Below are 16,621 nucleotides of genomic sequence, written 5' to 3'. Positions count from 1 at the left end.
TTACTCTTCTGAAGCTTCAGCACGCGGACGCACGCCATCAAGAATGATGGCGGCGATAGAATGGGCGGTTTTTTCATAAAAATCAGGTTCTGCGGCGCGCGCGCCAAGAATAGCGCTGATCTGTACTGAAAAGTCGGAATAATGCTGCGTGACAGCCCAGATAGTAAAGATCAGATGATAAGGATCGACGGGCGCTATGCGCTTTTGCTCGATCCATTGATGAATAATGGTGGCCTTTTCATCAACCAATTCTTTCAAATGGGTTTTTAGAAAGTTGGAAATAGCCGGGGCGCCGTGGAGGATTTCATTTGCAAAAAGGCGGGATGCTTCCGGCTTATTTGCTGACATTTCAATCTTTTGCGCAATATAACCACGCAATTCGACCAGCGGATCACCGTCTGGATTAATATTTTCGAGCGGCTCTAGCCATTCGGCCAAAATTTCTTCAAGAACAGTTACGTAAATATTTTGCTTGCGTGGAAAATAGTAAAGCAGATTGGGTTTGGACATTCCTGCTTTTTCAGCGATCTGATCCACGGTCGAGCCGCGAAACCCGTAATTGGAAAAGACCTCCAGAGCGGCATCAAGGATGAGCCTGCGGTTGATGCCTTGGATGCGTGTGGCGCCATCGGTCTTTTCGCCGCGGGCTGCTTCGTCAGTATCGGATTCGATGACCATATAATACCTTTGTGCAGCCTTAATTCATAAACTGCTTGACCGTGATCGAAGGCTCTTCTAGCCTGCATTTTGATCAACTAGTCAAGTTTTTGCAATTGATTGTGAAACTATGGGGCCACGGAGCCAGGTCACGGGAACAATATGATGCTATAGTGAAGAATAGCTACCTTATAGCATATTAAATGTGGAGCGGGGGCGAATGAAGCTCAGCAATAATCCCAGAATCAATAATCTTCGTGTCGATGGCGATCGCCTGTGGGACAGCCTCATGGAAATTGCGAAGATTGGCCCCGGACTGCGCGGCGGCAATAACCGCCAGACGCTAACGGATGAGGATGGGGAAGCGCGCAAGCTGTTTCAGAACTGGTGTGAAAAATCGGGCATGACCATGGCAGTCGATACCATGGGCAATATGTTCTTCACCCGCCCGGGTGAGGATTCAGACGCAGATCCGGTCTATATGGGCAGCCATCTCGACACGCAGCCCACGGGTGGCAAATTTGACGGGGTTTTGGGCGTGCTTGGAGGACTTGAGGTCGTTCGCACTCTCAATGATATGAATATCAAAACAAAACGCCCCATCGTCGTGGTGAATTGGACCAATGAGGAAGGCACGCGCTTTGCGCCTGCTATGCTCGCATCGGGTGTTTTTGCCGGTGAATATACCAAAGATTGGGCCTATGAGCGCACAGATGCTAAGGGCAAGAAATTTGGTGATGAGTTAGAGCGCATTGGCTGGAAAGGCGATGAGCCAGTCGGCAAGCGCAAAATTCACGCCATGTATGAGCTTCATATCGAACAAGGTCCGATACTTGAAGCGGAAAACAAGGATATTGGCGTCGTCACCCATGGGCAAGGACTTTGGTGGCTGCAGGTGACTTTAACCGGCAAAGAAGCGCATACGGGCTCCACGCCGATGAAAATGCGTCGCAATGCGAGCTTTGGTCTTGGTCGCATTTTGCAACTGGTCAATGAAATTGCCATGGCGCATCAACCGGATGCGGTGGGTGGCGTTGGTCATATCGAGGTTTCGCCCAATTCGCGCAATGTATTGCCGGGACAGATCATCCTCACTGCGGATTTCCGCTCGCCCAATCAAACAACACTTGACGCTATGAAGCAGCGTTTCGAGACGGAATCGGCGAAAATTGCCGAGGAACTTGGCCTTGGTATTGAGATTGAAGTGGCAGGTCATTTTGATCCGGTGACATTTGATACCGGCTGCGTCGAGGCCATTCGCAATGCTGCCGACCGGCTGGGCTATAGCCATCGCGATATTGTTTCGGGCGCGGGGCACGACGCTTGTTGGGTCAATCGCGTTGCTCCAACCGCTATGATTATGTGCCCATGTGTTGATGGGCTAAGCCACAATGAGGACGAAGAAATTTCGAAAGAATGGGCATCGGCTGGGGCCGATGTGCTGCTTCATGCTGTATTGGAGACTGCCGAAATTGTAAGTTAGACTAAAGGCACCAATACTGTTCAGTGTTCGCAATAAAACCAAAAAGGGGAACGACGAACGATGGGACGGAATGCCAATAATGCGGCCAGCAAGGTCATCAAGGGCGGTACTGTCATCACGGCGGACCGCACTTATAAAGCCGATATATTGATCGAAGGCGAAAAGATCGTTGCGATTGGCGATGATCTTACCGGCGATGCAATCATTGACGCTTCAGGCTGCTATATCATGCCCGGCGGCATTGATCCGCATACGCATTTGCAAATGCCCTTTATGGGAACCTATTCATCCGACGATTTTGACACCGGAACTGCTGCAGCCCTTTCAGGCGGCACAACCATGGTCGTCGATTTCGTGTTACCAAGCTCAGAAGGCAATCTTCTTGAAGCGCTTCAGGAATGGTTCCAGAAAGCAGGCAAGGCGCGGACCGATTATTCCTTCCATATGGCAATCACCGGGTGGAACGAGCGCACATTTAATGAAATGGCCGAAGTGGTGAAGCGTGGCATCAACACTTTCAAACATTTCATGGCCTATAAAGGCGCGCTGATGGTCAATGATGACGAGATGTTCGCCTCATTTCAACGCTGTGCAGAACTTGGTGCCATGCCGCTGGTTCATGCAGAAAATGGCGATATTGTCGCGCAATTGCAGGCCAAATTGATGGCCGAGGGCAATAATGGTCCAGAGGCCCATGCCTATTCCCGCCCGCCGGAAGTGGAAGGGGAAGCCACCAATCGCGCTATTATGATTGCCGATCAGGCCGGCGTTCCGCTTTACGTTGTGCATGTCTCATGCGAGCAGAGCCATGAAGCCATCCGCCGTGCACGGCAAAAGGGTATGCGCGTTTTTGGCGAGCCGCTAATCCAGCATCTAACGCTGGATGAAAGCGAATATCACAATGCTGATTGGGATTATGCTGCACGCCGCGTGATGTCGCCACCATTTCGCGACAAGGTAAATCAGGACAGTTTGTGGGCTGGGCTGGCCTCGGGTTCTCTTCAAGTTGTGGCAACTGATCATTGTGCTTTCACTACCGAGCAAAAACGCTTTGGCGTTGGTAATTTCGTAAAAATTCCGAATGGAACCGGCGGTCTTGAGGAGCGTATGCCCGTTCTTTGGACGCAAGGCGTACGCATGGGGCGGCTCACACCCAATGAATTTGTGGCGGTGACCTCGACCAATATCGCCAAGATCCTTAATATTTATCCTCAAAAAGGCGCGATCTTGCCCGGTGCGGATGCGGATCTTGTCATCTGGGATCCGGAAGCGACCAAGACTGTATCCGCAAAAACACAGCATTCCGCCATTGATTACAATGTGTTCGAAGGGTTTGAACTGACCGGGCTACCGGTCAAGACCATATCACTTGGCCGAATAGCCTATGACAAAGGCGAGGTCACTGCCCAGCCCGGCGATGGCCGCTTTATTGAGCGCGAACCCAACAGTGCGGTTAATCGGGCCTTGTCACAGTGGAAAGAAATCGTTGCACCGCGCAAAGTAGAGCGCAGCGACGAACATATGCCAATCGGGGTCTGAAGACATGACCATAGCTCAACTTCGGGAACCACGCATGAATAGGATTGAAAGCATGGCCCCGGAGCGGGGCGACGTAAATGGGCAAAGCGTTATTGACATAAAAAACCTGTCATTGGTGTTTGAAACCAATGACGGGCCGGTGCATGCGCTTTCCAATATCGACCTTAGCGTTAAACGCGGCGAATTCATCTCTTTTATTGGGCCCTCGGGCTGTGGCAAAACAACATTAATGCGGGTGGTGGCCGATCTGGAACAGCCCACTACGGGGGCCGTGAGCGTGAACGGCAAGTCACCGGAACAGGCACGGCTCGACCGATCTTACGGCTATGTGTTTCAGGCGGCAGCACTTTTTCCCTGGCGCACGATTGAGGACAATATCGGCCTACCGCTTGAAATCATGGGCTATTCCAAAGCTGAGCGGAAAGCCTGTATCGAAAAAAATCTGGCATTGGTTAATCTTTCCGGGTTTGGCAAAAAATATCCATGGCAACTATCGGGAGGCATGCAGCAGCGCGCATCCATTGCGCGCGCTCTATCCTTTGATCCCGACATGCTGTTGATGGACGAGCCATTCGGGGCGCTTGATGAAATTGTCCGCGATCACCTCAATGAACAATTGCTGAAATTATGGGCGGCAACACGCAAAACCGTAATTTTCGTTACCCATTCCATACCGGAGGCTGTGTTCCTTTCAACGCGCATTGTGGTGATGAGCCCTCGCCCCGGGCGAATTCATGAAATCATTGATTGCGATTTGGGGCCGGATCGGACGCTGGATATTCGCGATTCAGAAGCATTTCTTAAAATTGCGCATCGGGTGCGCGAAGGGTTGCGACTGGGGCATATCCATGAATAGGCGGCGGAGTTTGAGAAAACAGTGCGGAGAGCAGCGATGAAAAGCTTCTTACGCGATAAGTTTTTTCCAGTCACGACCGTGCTGCTCGTCATAATCGCGCTGTGGTATGCGCTTGCCGCCTATTTAAACGCGCCTTTTGAGCGTGATCAGGCAGCAAGAGCGGGTGCTGAAATTTCCACATCCACTCTGCTTGCCAATACGATGAAACAGGATCGGCCAGTTTTACCGGCACCGCATCAGGTGGCAAATGAAATTTGGAAATCGGTTTTTGACGTCAAACCCACATCGAAAAGAAGCCTTGTTTATCACGGCTGGATAACGCTTTCTTCGACCCTTCTTGGCTTTCTGATGGGGTCGGCACTGGGTGTGTTGCTTGCGGTTGGGATTGTTCATTCACGCACGCTCGATAAAAGCCTGATGCCGTGGATTATCACCTCGCAGACGGTGCCCATTCTTGCGATCGCGCCAATGATTATTGTGGTGCTCAATGCTGTTGGCATATCTGGTTTATTTCCTAAGGCATTTATCTCAACCTATCTTTCATTTTTTCCGGTCGCGGTCGGTATGGTGAAGGGGTTGCGCTCGCCCGATGTGATGCATCTTGACCTGATGCAAACCTATAATGCGTCCCGCTCGCAAGTTTTCTGGAAATTGCGCTGGCCAGCATCAATGCCATTTCTATTCACCTCAATGCAGATCGCGGTTGCGATCAGTCTCGTTGGTGCAATTGTCGGTGAGTTGCCAACTGGTGCCGTGGCCGGGCTTGGCGCACGGCTTCTGGCCGGTTCTTATTACGGTCAGACGGTGCAAATATGGGCCGCGCTGATTGTGGCGGCTCTCATGGCAGGCGTGTTGGTTGGGCTGGTGGGGATCGGCGCGCGTATTGTTAATCGCCGCATGGGCGCAAGACCAGAAAGGGCGTTTTCATGATAGGTAACGTCATTTCTTTGGTCGCGTTGATTGTAGTTTCATGGTTCATTGTTGCTCGGGTGTCGAGCCTCAAAGCGAAGAATGCCCGGTCGCAAAAAATTCTTGATATTGCCGTTCCGGCACTTTTTGGCATTGCCATGCTGTTGTTTTGGGAAGCAACGGTGCGGCTGTTTTCAATTCCTTCCGTTCTTCTGCCCGCTCCATCGGCGATTTGGACGCGGATCGTCGACTCGGTTCCGATCCTGTGGGCAGATTTTCGCCAAACATTCCTCAAAGCCGTTCTCATCGGCTATGTGGCAGGCTGTGGGCTGGGGTTTTTAACGGCTATTGTTGCAGATCGCATTCCGTTTTTGCGCAAAGGCTTGCTGCCATTGGGTAATTTGGCGGCGGCACTTCCGATCGTCGGTGTCGCGCCTATCATGGTGATGTGGTTTGGTTTTGACTGGGAGTCAAAAGCTGCCGTGGTCATCATCATGACCTTTTTCCCAATGCTGGTGAATACCGTTGCGGGACTTGCCAGCACCGGTGCGATGGAGCGTGATTTGATGGAAACCTATGGCTCCAACTATTGGCAAACGCTTGTTAAATTGCGCCTGCCTGCAGCACAGCCTTTTATTTTCAACGCTCTGAAAATCAACTCCACTCTGGCACTGATCGGGGCCATTGTGGCAGAGTTTTTTGGCACGCCCGTAGTCGGAATGGGTTTTCGTATTTCTGCTGAAATCGGGCGCATGAATGTGGATATGGTCTGGGCAGAAATTTTCGTCGCAGCACTTGCGGGGTCGCTATCCTATGGGCTGATCGCACTGGTCGAGCGACGCATGACTTTCTGGCATCCCTCCTATCGGAGGAGCTGAGAAATCCGGCATCCGTCAAAATAAGGCGGAGCCGGCGGGCAAACGCATAATCTTTTTGAAAGCGTAGAGTTTTCGGGGATTATGTTCACCAGAGGAGAACGAAAATGAAAAAGGCAATCTTGCTTACGGCAGGGCTGGCAATGGGGCTATTGTCAGGGACTGCATTGGCTGCTGATAAGCTGACCTTGCAGCTCAAATGGGTGACGCAGGGACAATTTGCAGGCTATTATGTCGCTCAGGATAAGGGATTTTACGAAGAAGAAGGGCTGGACGTCGAAATCAAACCGGGTGGTCCAGATGTGGCCCCACCGCAGGTGATTGCAGGTGGGGGCGCTGATGTGGTGGTCGATTGGATGCCATCCGCGCTCGCCACACGCGAAAAGGGCGTGCCGCTGGTTAATATTGCCCAGCCTTTTGAAAAATCCGGCATGATGCTGACCTGTCTTAAGGAATCTGGCATTACCAAGCCGGAAGATTTTAAAGGCCGCACACTCGGCGTCTGGTTTGGCGGCAATGAATATCCGTTTTTGTCATGGATGAACCATCTCAACATTCCAACTGATGGTGGGCCTGACGGCGTGACGGTGCTCAAGCAAGGCTTTAATGTCGATCCGCTGATCCAAAAACAGGCCGATTGTATTTCCACCATGACCTATAATGAATATTGGCAGGTGATTGATGCCGGTATTTCGGAAGATCAGCTTGTCGTCTTTCCCTATGAAGAACAGGGTGTGGCAACGCTTGAAGATGGGCTTTATGTGCTCGAAAAAAGTCTCGAAGACGACGCAATGGTCGATAAGCTTGCTCGTTTCGTTCGCGCCTCAATGAAAGGCTGGAAATATGCGGCAGAAAATCCGGCCGAAGCTGCGGAAATTGTACTCGACAATGATGCATCAGGCGCACAAACGCAGGAAGTTCAAGAGCGCATGGTGAGAGAGATCGGCAAGTTGCTGGGAGATTCTGACGGCACGTTGGATGTTGCCGCAGCGGATCGCACAGTGGAAATCTTGCTTGGCGGCGGATCGGACCCGGTTATTACCAAAAAACCCGAAGGCGCATGGACGAGTAAAGTCGTGGATGCGATGAAAAATAATTAATTACCGTTGCCATGAAAAGAGCGGTCCATGCGATGGACCGCTCTTTTGTTTGTGCACCTATCAATTGCCATCGGCAAAATATTGCTTTTAAGCGCCTGCCCCCGGCTTGATAGTTTTTTCGTTGTTCAATGCGCTGGTAAGTTCGCGTTCCAAGCGAAGCCCTTCTTCTGTTCTGGGTTTGGTAAAGCGCCCAAGCAACAGATAAGCGATTGGCGTTACATAAAGAGTTGCAATCGCGGCAAGGCCCAAACCGCCGACAATTACCCAGCCAAGCGATATGCGCGCTTCCGCTCCAGCACCGGTTGCCAGAACCAGCGGCAGCCCGCCCAGAACCGAACAAATAATAGTCATGCATACAGGGCGCAGACGGATATTAGCGGCCTCTTCAATCGCTTCTCGAACGCTCAGCCCCTTCTCCCGCAATTGATCGGCGAATTCGACAATCAGAATGCCGTTTTTCGCCATGATGCCAACCAATAGAACAAGCCCTATCTGGCTATAAACATTGAGTGTGGTGCCGGTTAAAATCATCGCAAAAACTGCACAGCCAAGCCCTAACGGAACCGTTGCCATAACAATAAGCGCACTGATGAAGCTTTCAAATTGTGCTGCGAGCACCAATAAGATGATGATGATGGCAAAACCGAAAACCAGCACGAGACCGCTGGAGGTTTCGCTAAGGGTTTCAGCTTCAGCCAGCGGGATAATATGGGTTCCCGGCGGCAAAATCGGCTTGGCAATTTCCAATGCGGCGGCATAGGCATCACCAAGCGCAAAATCGCTGCGCAGGTTGGTGGTGATCGCCACAGAACGCTGGCGCGCCTCTCTGTTTAGCTGTGGCGGCACCGCCTTTTCGACGACGGTTGCAATCGACGACATCGGCACATAGCGACCATCGCTTGATCTGAGGAAAACATTCTCCAGATCGGTGGGATCATTGATCGGATTGGTGGTGGAAACAAGCTTTACGTCAAAGCTTCTGTCACCAACATAAACCGAGCCTATTTTCCGCCCGTCCAGCACTGACTGAACAGCATTGGCAAGACCGGTAATGTCGATACCAAGATCGGAAGCGCGCTCACGGTCGATCTCTACCGAAAGCTGCGGCTGGGTTGGCTCAACGGAGCGGCGCGGCTGCACAAAACGCGGATCATTTTCGAGGGCGGTCACAATCTCATCCGCTATCGGGCCAATGCTGGCATAATCATTGCCTACCACGGCAAATTGCAGACCATTGCCCGCACCGCGAATGCCTAAGCTATTGGGTTGCATCGTGAAGATGCGAACGGCCGCAATATCTGCAATGCGGGAGGAAATATCGGCCATGATTTCTTGCTGGCTACGCTCGCGCTCTTTCCAAGGCGCCAATGTCAGCACCATAAATCCGTTATTGGAAGCCCCGCCAGAGCCAGCAATGGCGTAAGTGGTTTGGATTTCACCACTTTCGCGCAAGGGTTCAATGGCTCGTTCAATCCTGTCGAGCTGGGCTTGAAGAAATTCAACGCTGATCCCTTGCGGGCCATTAATACGCAGCAGCGCCACCGCGCGATCCTCTGTGGGGGTAAGCTCCTGCCGGATCATGCCATAGCCGATATAGGATGCACCGGCGAAAATCACAGCGATAAGCACGATCAAAAACGGAGCCGAAAGCGAGAAACGAAGGCTGCGGCGATAAAAACCTGCCAGCCCGCGGCCAATGGCTCGCAGGAAGGCCGGACCGTGATTAGCGTCTCCATTACCTTCTTTGAGCAAGCGCGATGCGAGCATCGGGCAAAGGGTGAGCGCAACCACGGAGGAAAGCAGGATGGCGATTGCCAGCACAAATCCAAATTCACGAAACAGCCCGCCAGCCTGTCCCGGCAGGAATGAAATGGGTACGAAAACCGCAGCCAATGTGAGTGTTGTTGCAATTACGGCAAAGAAAACTTCCTGCGTACCGAGCACCGCAGCCGCGCGCGGACCCATGCCCTGATTGCGTCGGCGCACAATATTTTCAAGCACAACAATCGCGTCATCGACCACCAAGCCCGTTGCTAAAACCAGCGCCAGCAAGGTCAGAATATTGATGGAAAATCCGGCCAAATAAATGGCGGCAACAGTACCGATCAGGGCCACCGGCATGGACACAGCCGGTATGAGCGTAGCTCGGACATCCCACAAAAACAAAAAGATGATAGCGACCACGATCATCACAGAAGCAATCAATGCGATCTGAACTTCGAGAATTGCGCCATTGATGAAATTGGCATCATCGCTGGTGACTGTAATCTGCACACCGGGAGGCAGGGTGGCTTGCAGATTTTCAACAGCGGCGCGAATACCGGTCGAAATATCAAGCGTATTGGATTGCGCCTGTCTGACAATGCCTAGGCCGATTGCGGATTTACCATTGGAGCGGACAGCGGAGCTTTCAACATCGGGGCCAAGCGTTACGCTCGCCACATCGCCAAGCTTTACATGGTCTTTCAAAAAGACATTCTCAAACGCTTGGGGCGTTTCCAAATTGGCTGTGGCACGCACAACCAAAGACTGATCAGAACTGCGCAACGATCCTGCGGGGGCATCAAGCCCCATGGAAGCGAGCGAGCTTGAAATATTGGCAATGGTCAGCCCATAGCTTGCAAGCTTGGTCTGATCGAGATCAATGCGGAAAATTTTCTCGCGGTCACCATAAATCTGCACATCGGCAACGCCAGGGACAGCGGACAGAATGTCCTCAATCTGATCCTCGACCAGAACCGTCATATCATCAACCGACATGGCGTCTGATGTCACTGCAAGTCGCATGACCGGATCAGCGTTGGAATCAGCCTTGATGATGCGCGAAGGATCAGCCTCTTCGGGAACCGTATTTGCGACCCGCGAAATTGCGTCACGCATATCGGCGGCAGCTACATTGAGATCGACACCATCGTTGAACTCAACCGTGACGCGGCTGCGTTCAAAAGAGGAATTGGACGAAATCGACTTAACGCCAGAGACACGTGCAACCGCATTTTCCAGAACTTGTGTGAGTTGCCGATCAATCGTCTCAGCGGAAGCGCCCGGAAAATTGGTGCTGATGGTGACCACCGGGCGATCCACATCGGGCAATTCACGAATATCGACACCGGTAAATGCGGCAAGACCTGCAACGATGATCAGCACATTGATCACGAATGCAAAGACCGGTCGTCGGATGAAAAGCGCTGATGAACCGCCCTGGTTTTGGTGCGGGGGCAATTGGGTGTTGCTCACGCCTAACCTCGCTCGGTTTCGCGATTATTCGCCGATGGCTCACCAAGAGCGGTGCCCTGCTCTTCGAGGATACGCACCGGTGCTGCATCGCGCACGGTTTGCACCCCTTCGGTAACAATCATATCGCCCTGCTTGATCGATCCATCCAGTAAAATATTATGAGAGTTTCGCTGCACAATTCGGGCAGGCACCCTACTGGCGATCCCATCTTCAACGCGCCAGACATATGAGCCATTGGAATCCCACTGGATCGCTAACGGATTAACAGAAGGGTAGCGCTCACCGGGAAAGAGGAGCGTGACCGTGAAAGACATGCCAGCGCGAAGCAGATCGCGCTCATTGTCAATCTGCGCGCGCACTTGCAGGGTGCGACTTTCGCCATCGAGCGTATTATCAACGGCATTGATGACGCCGCGATATTCAACACCGGGAAAGGCTGTTGATTGTGCTGACAGCGCCTGACTAACCTTGACGTGAGGGGCAAAACGCTCCGGAACCCATATATCAATCAGAACTTTTGAGCGGTCATCAATCCGGGCAATAGATGTTTGCGGCGTAATATAGTTACCCACATTGACAGGCAGAATACCCACGACGCCACTGATAGGCGCCCGCACGGTTCGGCGATCCAGAGCAAGCTGCGCATCTTCAAGCGCCAATCGCGCATTAGCAACGTCGAGTTCAGCGGTTACTTCCTGCACAGCAGAGGCTGTATTGGTCTGACGCAGTCGTGCAATTCTTGCCAAAGTCGTTTCTGCATCTTTAAGCGCTGTCTGCGCTTTTGCTACGGCAATTTTTTCAGTCTCATTATCCAGTTCAGCGATTATATCGCCTTCTTTGACAACATCACCTGCTTGCACTGCCAAACGCGTCAAATATCCGCTCGAATAAGGCACGATGGATACGGTACGAAAGGCCTGCGCAGAACCAATAGCTGTCAGTCGATTGTTGACCGTTTCTTCGCCAGCTTGCTCTACCACAACCAAAGGCGCGGCTCGTGCGCCAGCAGATGCCGATCCGCGCGCTATCGGAGCACCGGCTTCAGCCTTTTCGCCTGACTGGCTCTTCTCATTATAGATATACCAGCCACCAATAGCGGCCAGAATAACGAGCAGGCTTAACGCAATCTGCTTCCAAGCTTTCATTCACCTCTCCAACCAGGTCAATCTATATTCCTCGAATGACCGAGTTCCAGACTGCTTATTATTGGTGCTAACGACCGAATATGCCAATAAACACTATCAAAATGATGAACGCTCCATAACACTGAATGCGCTTATACAACCAGCGGGATCTTTCCCAATGGAATTTGCACGTCGTGACGCGACGCGTCGAGTTAAATTTCTTTAATCCGAAAAATCGGCAGTAAGTTCGACGCTATTCGCTTTCTAGCAAAATAGATTTATTAGATCGTTCCATGTATAGAAACACTGACGGGGAGCTGTAGCGCAGCCTAAAGAAGGATTGGCCGCTGCATGAAACACTGTCAATTTGGATCAGACGATGGCGGTTGATGAAAAGATCATGGATCAAGGCGATAGCGAAAGCGACACCTTTTCCGCCCCGCAAAAAGATGAAAACCCGGAAGCTTCTTTCACACGATTGGCGTGGCGAAACCGGCTTTCGAATAAGCTTTTGCTGCTGATCGGTCTGGCTGTTCTTGTTGCTCAGGTTTTAATCTTTGTTCCTTCTATAGCCAATATGCGAGTTCGCTGGATCGAATCCCGTTTGGACATTGTGGAAAGTGTGAGCAAAGTGCTGATGACGAGCAGCAGCATGGATATCCCGCGAGAAGTTCAAGACAAAGTATTGGTTACAACCGGTACCAAGGCCATTGCGTTGCGGCGAGCGGGCGCGTCTCACTTGCTGGCAATGACCGAACTGCCCGAAAAAATTGATCAGGTAATTGATTTTAACAATATCAGTGAAGCTGCGGCAATCTGGGATGCATTTGCCACATTATTCGGAGGTGGAAACCGGACATTACGTATATATGGCGCGCTGAACCCTGAACAGCCCGACCAGATTGTCGAGATCGTAACTTCCGACGCGCCGATGCGGGCTGCCATGTTAGAATATGCAAAGAATGTAGCGGTGGTTTCTTTGCTGATCTCAATTATCGCTGCCAGCCTGATTTATCTGATTATTCACGAAATGTTGCTGCGGCCCATTCGGATCATGCATCGAAATATGATGGATTTTGCTGCAGCGCCCGACAATCCCACCCGAATTCTTAAACCCGATAACCGCAAGGACGAATTCGGCATAGCGCAGCGCCAGATTGCCGAAATGCAAACCGACTTACATCGGACTCTCAAAGAGCGTAAGCGCTTGGCTGATCTCGGTTTAGCTGTTTCAAAGATCAATCATGACATGCGCAATATTCTCGCATCTGCGCAATTATTGTCAGATCGCGTCGCAGATACTAGCGATCCGATGGTGCAGCGATTCGCGCCAAAGCTAATCCATACTCTAAGCCGGGCAATCCGTTATTCAGAAAGTGTCCTTGCCTATGGACGCTCGCAAGAATTGCCGCCCAAGCTACAGCGGGTTCGGCTACACTCGATTGTTAGAGATGTCGAAGAATTGCTCAACATTTCAAAAGAGAGTGGTATCGAATTTGAAAATGAAGTTTCGCCAGAATTTGAGCTCAATGTGGATACCGAACAACTTTTCCGGGTGCTTAACAATCTGTGCCGTAATGCAGTCCAGGCTATGGAGCGCGATCCGCGCCGAGATGAATGTGTGGTCAGACGCCTGACTATTTCTGCAGGAAGAATCGGGACCACCACTATTATTGGGGTCGAAGATACAGGACCGGGCCTGCCCCCGAAAGCGCGTGAACATCTTTTTACTGCTTTTAAAGGATCGACCCGCAGCGATGGCACCGGGCTTGGCCTAGCTATCGCATTGGAGCTTGTGCAGGCTCATGGCGGAACGATTGAACTGCGTGAAGACCGTCCACTTGGCGCACATTTTGAAATCCGACTTCCAGATTCACCCAGTTGGCAGTATTAACCAGCTGCATCTTTTTGACTCGCTCGAATCTTTCTGCGAGCGCGAAACCTGCTCATGATCTCCACAGCGCCTTTAAAAAAGGACGGTTCAGCGCGGCAATAAGGGTAGAAAACGTATATTTTCACAGATTTTGTTAAATAAACGATTTTTTTCTCAGAAGGTGCTTGCATTTAAGTGCAGGTCCGATTATCAACCGCCTGCGCCGCAACGAGCGGGCAACAAGGCAAGCACCCGTAGCTCAGCTGGATAGAGCACCAGACTACGAATCTGGGGGTCAGAGGTTCGAATCCTTTCGGGTGCGCCATTTCTTCTTTTCCTAAAGCAGTGATGTTACTTGCCTTTGTGGATTAAGAGACTTTCTTCTCCCATTTCTTTCCCACATCTTCGCCCTCATCTCTTCCCTCCAATGTATTTTGGCGACTGCTAAAGTGATAAGCCAAGCATGATAGCTGCAATCTGTCTTTTCGTTTGAGCATTTGACGCTCATTAGCCAGTCACATACCTTTGACCCTAATCAATGCGTGATGGTTGCGGAAAATCCATCATGCAAGGATCAATATGTATTCTTCTGGAGAGCATTGTGGGGACAAAACTACAATTGGCATCGATCATAAGTTCGATTGCGTTCATCGTTTTGGTTGGTATCGAATTCATCGTAATCCTGACAGTGCCAGGGCTTTCACAGAATCCAGCCTATCCTATGATTTGGGCTGTGGTTATAAGCGCAATTGTTACGCCTATCGTTGGCTGGTTTATCGCGTCCAAAATAATCAAGGCGCAATAAAGCCATCCGCACATCATCAAGCCACAATGCGCCTGCACCAATTGCCGACCATTTGAGGGCTTACGCCGAGATGCCGGGCAATCTCGCAATCAGATAGATCAAGGTGGGTATCCAATATGGGCAGGACGGCAGCGCGCTTGTCGGCATTGGTGCGGCGGCTGGCTTTAATCGCAATATCATAAATAGGTGGGGAAATGGTGCTGCGAGAGAGGATTGAACTCTCGACCTCTCCATTACCAATGGAGTGCTCTACCACTGAGCTACCGCAGCATTCGTCTGAACGCGGCGGACTTCTGCCACATCATTACACAAATCGCAAGCGGCCAATTGCATTTCTTTGCACATAATGCTGGAATCTAAGCAAAAAGTGGATAAAACCCCCATTTCTAAGCATTTTATGACAATAGTTAACGATGATGAGTGAAGAAAAGCCAAGAAAAACACCCCCTACTGAGTCGGACCCGCGGAAAAAACGGCGCGCCGAACAGTTGCGAGCGAATCTACTCCGACGCAAGGAACAGATGCGCGCACGCCGAGCTGGGGAAGCCGATGAGCGGACGGATGGTATCAGAGCTGCCCGCTCCAGTGACGAGTAGACCGAAGAGAGATAAAGCCTTTCTTGAAGATCGGCGCAGGCTGCGTTAAAAGCTCTACAAAATTGTGGGCGGCACTGCGTTCAGGTTTTGATTCGCGATAAACCTGATATCGCCGCAAAATTCGTAGTATTCTGATGCATCGTCGCGACGCCCAATGGGCTGCGGAGCTTTGCAAATCTAATCGGGCACCGCTTCAGCCCAGAAGGTGAAACATGGATCGCATCAAAATTGTCGGTGGCAATAAACTCAACGGTGTTATTCCCATCTCAGGGGCAAAAAATGCTGCATTGCCGCTGATGATTGCCTCGCTTCTGACCGACGATACTTTGACGCTCGAAAATGTCCCCCATCTGGCCGATGTGGAACAGCTGATCCGCATTCTTGGAAATCATGGCGTCGATTATTCGGTCAATGGTCGGCGCGAACACCAAAACGGTGCTTATTCGCGCACCATCCACTTTACTGCGCGCAATATTGTCGACACGACCGCTCCCTATGAGCTGGTCTCTAAAATGCGTGCGAGCTTCTGGGTTATTGGGCCGCTTCTGGCGCGGACTGGCGAAGCGAATGTCTCGCTACCTGGGGGCTGCGCCATTGGCACAAGGCCGGTCGATCTGCTGCTAGAAAGCCTTGAATCGCTTGGCGCTGAAATAAATATCGAAAATGGATATGCAAAGGCACGGGCCCGAAAGGGTTTGGTTGGCGCGCACTATAAATTCCCGAAAGTATCGGTTGGCGCGACCCATGTCATGTTGATGGCAGCCACGCTGGCAAAGGGCGAAACCATCATTGAAAATGCCGCACGTGAACCAGAAGTGGTTAATCTTGCAGATTGCCTCAACGCGATGGGCGCAAAAATTACGGGTGCCGGAACCAGCACCATTCATGTTCAGGGCGTTACCAGCCTCTCTGGCGCGCGTGTACGGGTCATTCCAGACCGTATTGAAACCGGTACTTATGCGATGGCCGTAGCCATGGCAGGCGGCGACGTTCTGCTAGAAGGCGCACAAGAAAATCTGCTCGCGGCCGCACTTGATGCCTTGCGCCAGACGGGGACTGAAATCACCGAAACCAATAGTGGGCTGCGCGTTGTGCGCAACGGACACGGGATTGAGCCGGTAAACATTACGACCGATCCTTTCCCTGGCTTCCCTACCGATCTACAGGCTCAATTTATGGGTCTGATGACCAAGGCCAGGGGAACGTCGAATATTACCGAGACGATTTTTGAAAACCGTTTTATGCATGTTCAGGAATTGGCCCGATTAGGAGCAAAAATCTCTCTATCCGGTCAAACAGCAACGGTTGAAGGGGTTGAACGCCTTAAGGGTGCACAGGTGATGGCAACCGATCTGCGCGCTTCGGTCTCGCTAGTCATTGCGGGGCTTGCCGCAGAAGGTGAAACGATGGTCAATCGTGTCTATCATCTTGATCGAGGCTTTGAGCGGCTTGAAGAAAAACTTTCCCGCTGCGGCGCAGAAGTTGAGCGTATTCGCAGCTGATTGCGGAAGCAGTGGCCGGAGCCTTTTTAGGTGTCCGGCCTTTTTGTTCCCCGCGTGAACTCATG

The 16,621-nt window shown here is 51.5% G+C and carries 13 protein-coding genes and 2 tRNA genes; 11 read left to right on the top strand and 4 right to left on the bottom strand.

What is annotated here, in order from left to right:
- Positions 1-678 (bottom strand): TetR family transcriptional regulator C-terminal domain-containing protein, encoded by a 678-nt coding sequence (locus C7374_RS02325; protein ID WP_111573981.1) that lies wholly within the window; start codon positions 676-678, stop codon positions 1-3.
- Between the two features lie 199 nt (positions 679-877).
- Here C7374_RS02325 and C7374_RS02320 point away from each other — a divergent pair, with 199 nt between their 5' ends.
- The 6 genes from C7374_RS02320 (at position 878) to C7374_RS02295 (ending at position 7,419) form a co-directional block, all read left to right on the top strand.
- Positions 878-2,140, top strand: a complete 1,263-nt coding sequence (locus C7374_RS02320; RefSeq protein WP_111573980.1) for a Zn-dependent hydrolase — start codon at positions 878-880, stop codon at positions 2,138-2,140.
- A gap of 60 nt (positions 2,141-2,200) precedes the next feature.
- Positions 2,201-3,679 (top strand): dihydropyrimidinase, encoded by a 1,479-nt coding sequence (gene hydA, locus C7374_RS02315; protein WP_111573979.1) that lies wholly within the window; start codon positions 2,201-2,203, stop codon positions 3,677-3,679.
- A 34-nt stretch (positions 3,680-3,713) separates the two neighbouring features.
- Complete coding sequence (locus tag C7374_RS02310; protein WP_111573978.1) at positions 3,714-4,535, top strand: ABC transporter ATP-binding protein; 822 nt, start codon at positions 3,714-3,716, stop codon at positions 4,533-4,535.
- Between the two features lie 36 nt (positions 4,536-4,571).
- Positions 4,572-5,465: an ABC transporter permease gene (locus C7374_RS02305; protein ID WP_111573977.1), complete on the top strand. Its 894-nt coding sequence runs from the start codon at positions 4,572-4,574 to the stop codon at positions 5,463-5,465.
- The gene (locus C7374_RS02300) at positions 5,462-6,322 is read left to right on the top strand and encodes an ABC transporter permease (RefSeq protein WP_111573976.1); all 861 of its coding nucleotides are present in this window, start codon (positions 5,462-5,464) and stop codon (positions 6,320-6,322) included. The genes C7374_RS02305 and C7374_RS02300 overlap by 4 nt, the downstream gene beginning before the upstream one ends.
- Before the next feature lie 104 nt (positions 6,323-6,426).
- The gene (locus C7374_RS02295) at positions 6,427-7,419 is read left to right on the top strand and encodes an ABC transporter substrate-binding protein (protein WP_111573975.1); all 993 of its coding nucleotides are present in this window, start codon (positions 6,427-6,429) and stop codon (positions 7,417-7,419) included.
- Positions 7,420-7,506: 87 nt separating this feature from the next.
- Here the strand turns inward: C7374_RS02295 and C7374_RS02290 are convergent, their stop codons facing one another.
- Positions 7,507-10,641, bottom strand: a complete 3,135-nt coding sequence (locus tag C7374_RS02290) for an efflux RND transporter permease subunit (RefSeq protein ID WP_111574253.1) — start codon at positions 10,639-10,641, stop codon at positions 7,507-7,509.
- Positions 10,642-10,658: 17 nt separating this feature from the next.
- Entirely contained in the window at positions 10,659-11,801 is a 1,143-nt protein-coding gene (locus tag C7374_RS02285; protein ID WP_111573974.1) for an efflux RND transporter periplasmic adaptor subunit, read from the bottom strand.
- Positions 11,802-12,159: 358 nt separating this feature from the next.
- Between C7374_RS02285 and C7374_RS02280 the strand changes: the two genes are divergently transcribed.
- From C7374_RS02280 to C7374_RS02270, 3 genes are all read left to right on the top strand, one after another.
- A complete protein-coding gene (locus C7374_RS02280; RefSeq protein ID WP_111573973.1) occupies positions 12,160-13,674 on the top strand; it encodes a sensor histidine kinase in 1,515 nt (504 codons plus the stop codon).
- Positions 13,675-13,901: 227 nt separating this feature from the next.
- Positions 13,902-13,978: transfer RNA gene (locus C7374_RS02275), tRNA-Arg, on the top strand.
- Positions 13,979-14,218: 240 nt separating this feature from the next.
- Positions 14,219-14,458 (top strand): hypothetical protein, encoded by a 240-nt coding sequence (locus C7374_RS02270; RefSeq protein ID WP_111573972.1) that lies wholly within the window; start codon positions 14,219-14,221, stop codon positions 14,456-14,458.
- 195 nt (positions 14,459-14,653) lie between these two features.
- On the opposite strand, the gene C7374_RS02265 is transcribed toward C7374_RS02270, so the two are convergent.
- A tRNA-Thr gene (locus tag C7374_RS02265) sits at positions 14,654-14,728 on the bottom strand.
- Between the two features lie 146 nt (positions 14,729-14,874).
- Between C7374_RS02265 and C7374_RS02260 the strand changes: the two genes are divergently transcribed.
- Together C7374_RS02260 and murA are read left to right on the top strand one after the other, a co-directional pair.
- Positions 14,875-15,054, top strand: coding sequence for a hypothetical protein (locus C7374_RS02260; protein ID WP_111574252.1), 180 nt, complete (start codon positions 14,875-14,877; stop codon positions 15,052-15,054).
- A gap of 212 nt (positions 15,055-15,266) precedes the next feature.
- Entirely contained in the window at positions 15,267-16,556 is a 1,290-nt protein-coding gene (murA, locus tag C7374_RS02255; protein ID WP_111573971.1) for a UDP-N-acetylglucosamine 1-carboxyvinyltransferase, read from the top strand.
- The last annotated feature ends 65 nt before the right edge of the window (positions 16,557-16,621 follow it).

It is taken from the genome of Falsochrobactrum ovis, assembly GCF_003259955.1.
GTDB classification, from domain to species: Bacteria; Pseudomonadota; Alphaproteobacteria; order Rhizobiales; family Rhizobiaceae; genus Brucella; species Brucella ovis_A.
Note: the sequence above shows the minus strand (reverse complement) of the source record. Positions and strands in the feature narration are given on the sequence as shown.

Excerpts from the sequence above, each read along its gene's own strand:
- C7374_RS02325 (WP_111573981.1), bottom strand. The coding sequence starts at position 678 with ATGGTCATCGAATCCGATACTGACGAAGCAGCCCGCGGCGAAAAGACC.
- C7374_RS02320 (WP_111573980.1), top strand. The coding sequence starts at position 878 with ATGAAGCTCAGCAATAATCCCAGAATCAATAATCTTCGTGTCGATGGC.
- hydA (WP_111573979.1), top strand. The coding sequence starts at position 2,201 with ATGGGACGGAATGCCAATAATGCGGCCAGCAAGGTCATCAAGGGCGGT.
- C7374_RS02310 (WP_111573978.1), top strand. The coding sequence starts at position 3,714 with ATGAATAGGATTGAAAGCATGGCCCCGGAGCGGGGCGACGTAAATGGG.
- C7374_RS02305 (WP_111573977.1), top strand. The coding sequence starts at position 4,572 with ATGAAAAGCTTCTTACGCGATAAGTTTTTTCCAGTCACGACCGTGCTG.
- C7374_RS02300 (WP_111573976.1), top strand. The coding sequence starts at position 5,462 with ATGATAGGTAACGTCATTTCTTTGGTCGCGTTGATTGTAGTTTCATGG.
- C7374_RS02295 (WP_111573975.1), top strand. The coding sequence starts at position 6,427 with ATGAAAAAGGCAATCTTGCTTACGGCAGGGCTGGCAATGGGGCTATTG.
- C7374_RS02285 (WP_111573974.1), bottom strand. The coding sequence starts at position 11,801 with ATGAAAGCTTGGAAGCAGATTGCGTTAAGCCTGCTCGTTATTCTGGCC.
- C7374_RS02280 (WP_111573973.1), top strand. The coding sequence starts at position 12,160 with ATGGCGGTTGATGAAAAGATCATGGATCAAGGCGATAGCGAAAGCGAC.
- C7374_RS02270 (WP_111573972.1), top strand. The coding sequence starts at position 14,219 with ATGCAAGGATCAATATGTATTCTTCTGGAGAGCATTGTGGGGACAAAA.
- C7374_RS02260 (WP_111574252.1), top strand. The coding sequence starts at position 14,875 with ATGAGTGAAGAAAAGCCAAGAAAAACACCCCCTACTGAGTCGGACCCG.
- murA (WP_111573971.1), top strand. The coding sequence starts at position 15,267 with ATGGATCGCATCAAAATTGTCGGTGGCAATAAACTCAACGGTGTTATT.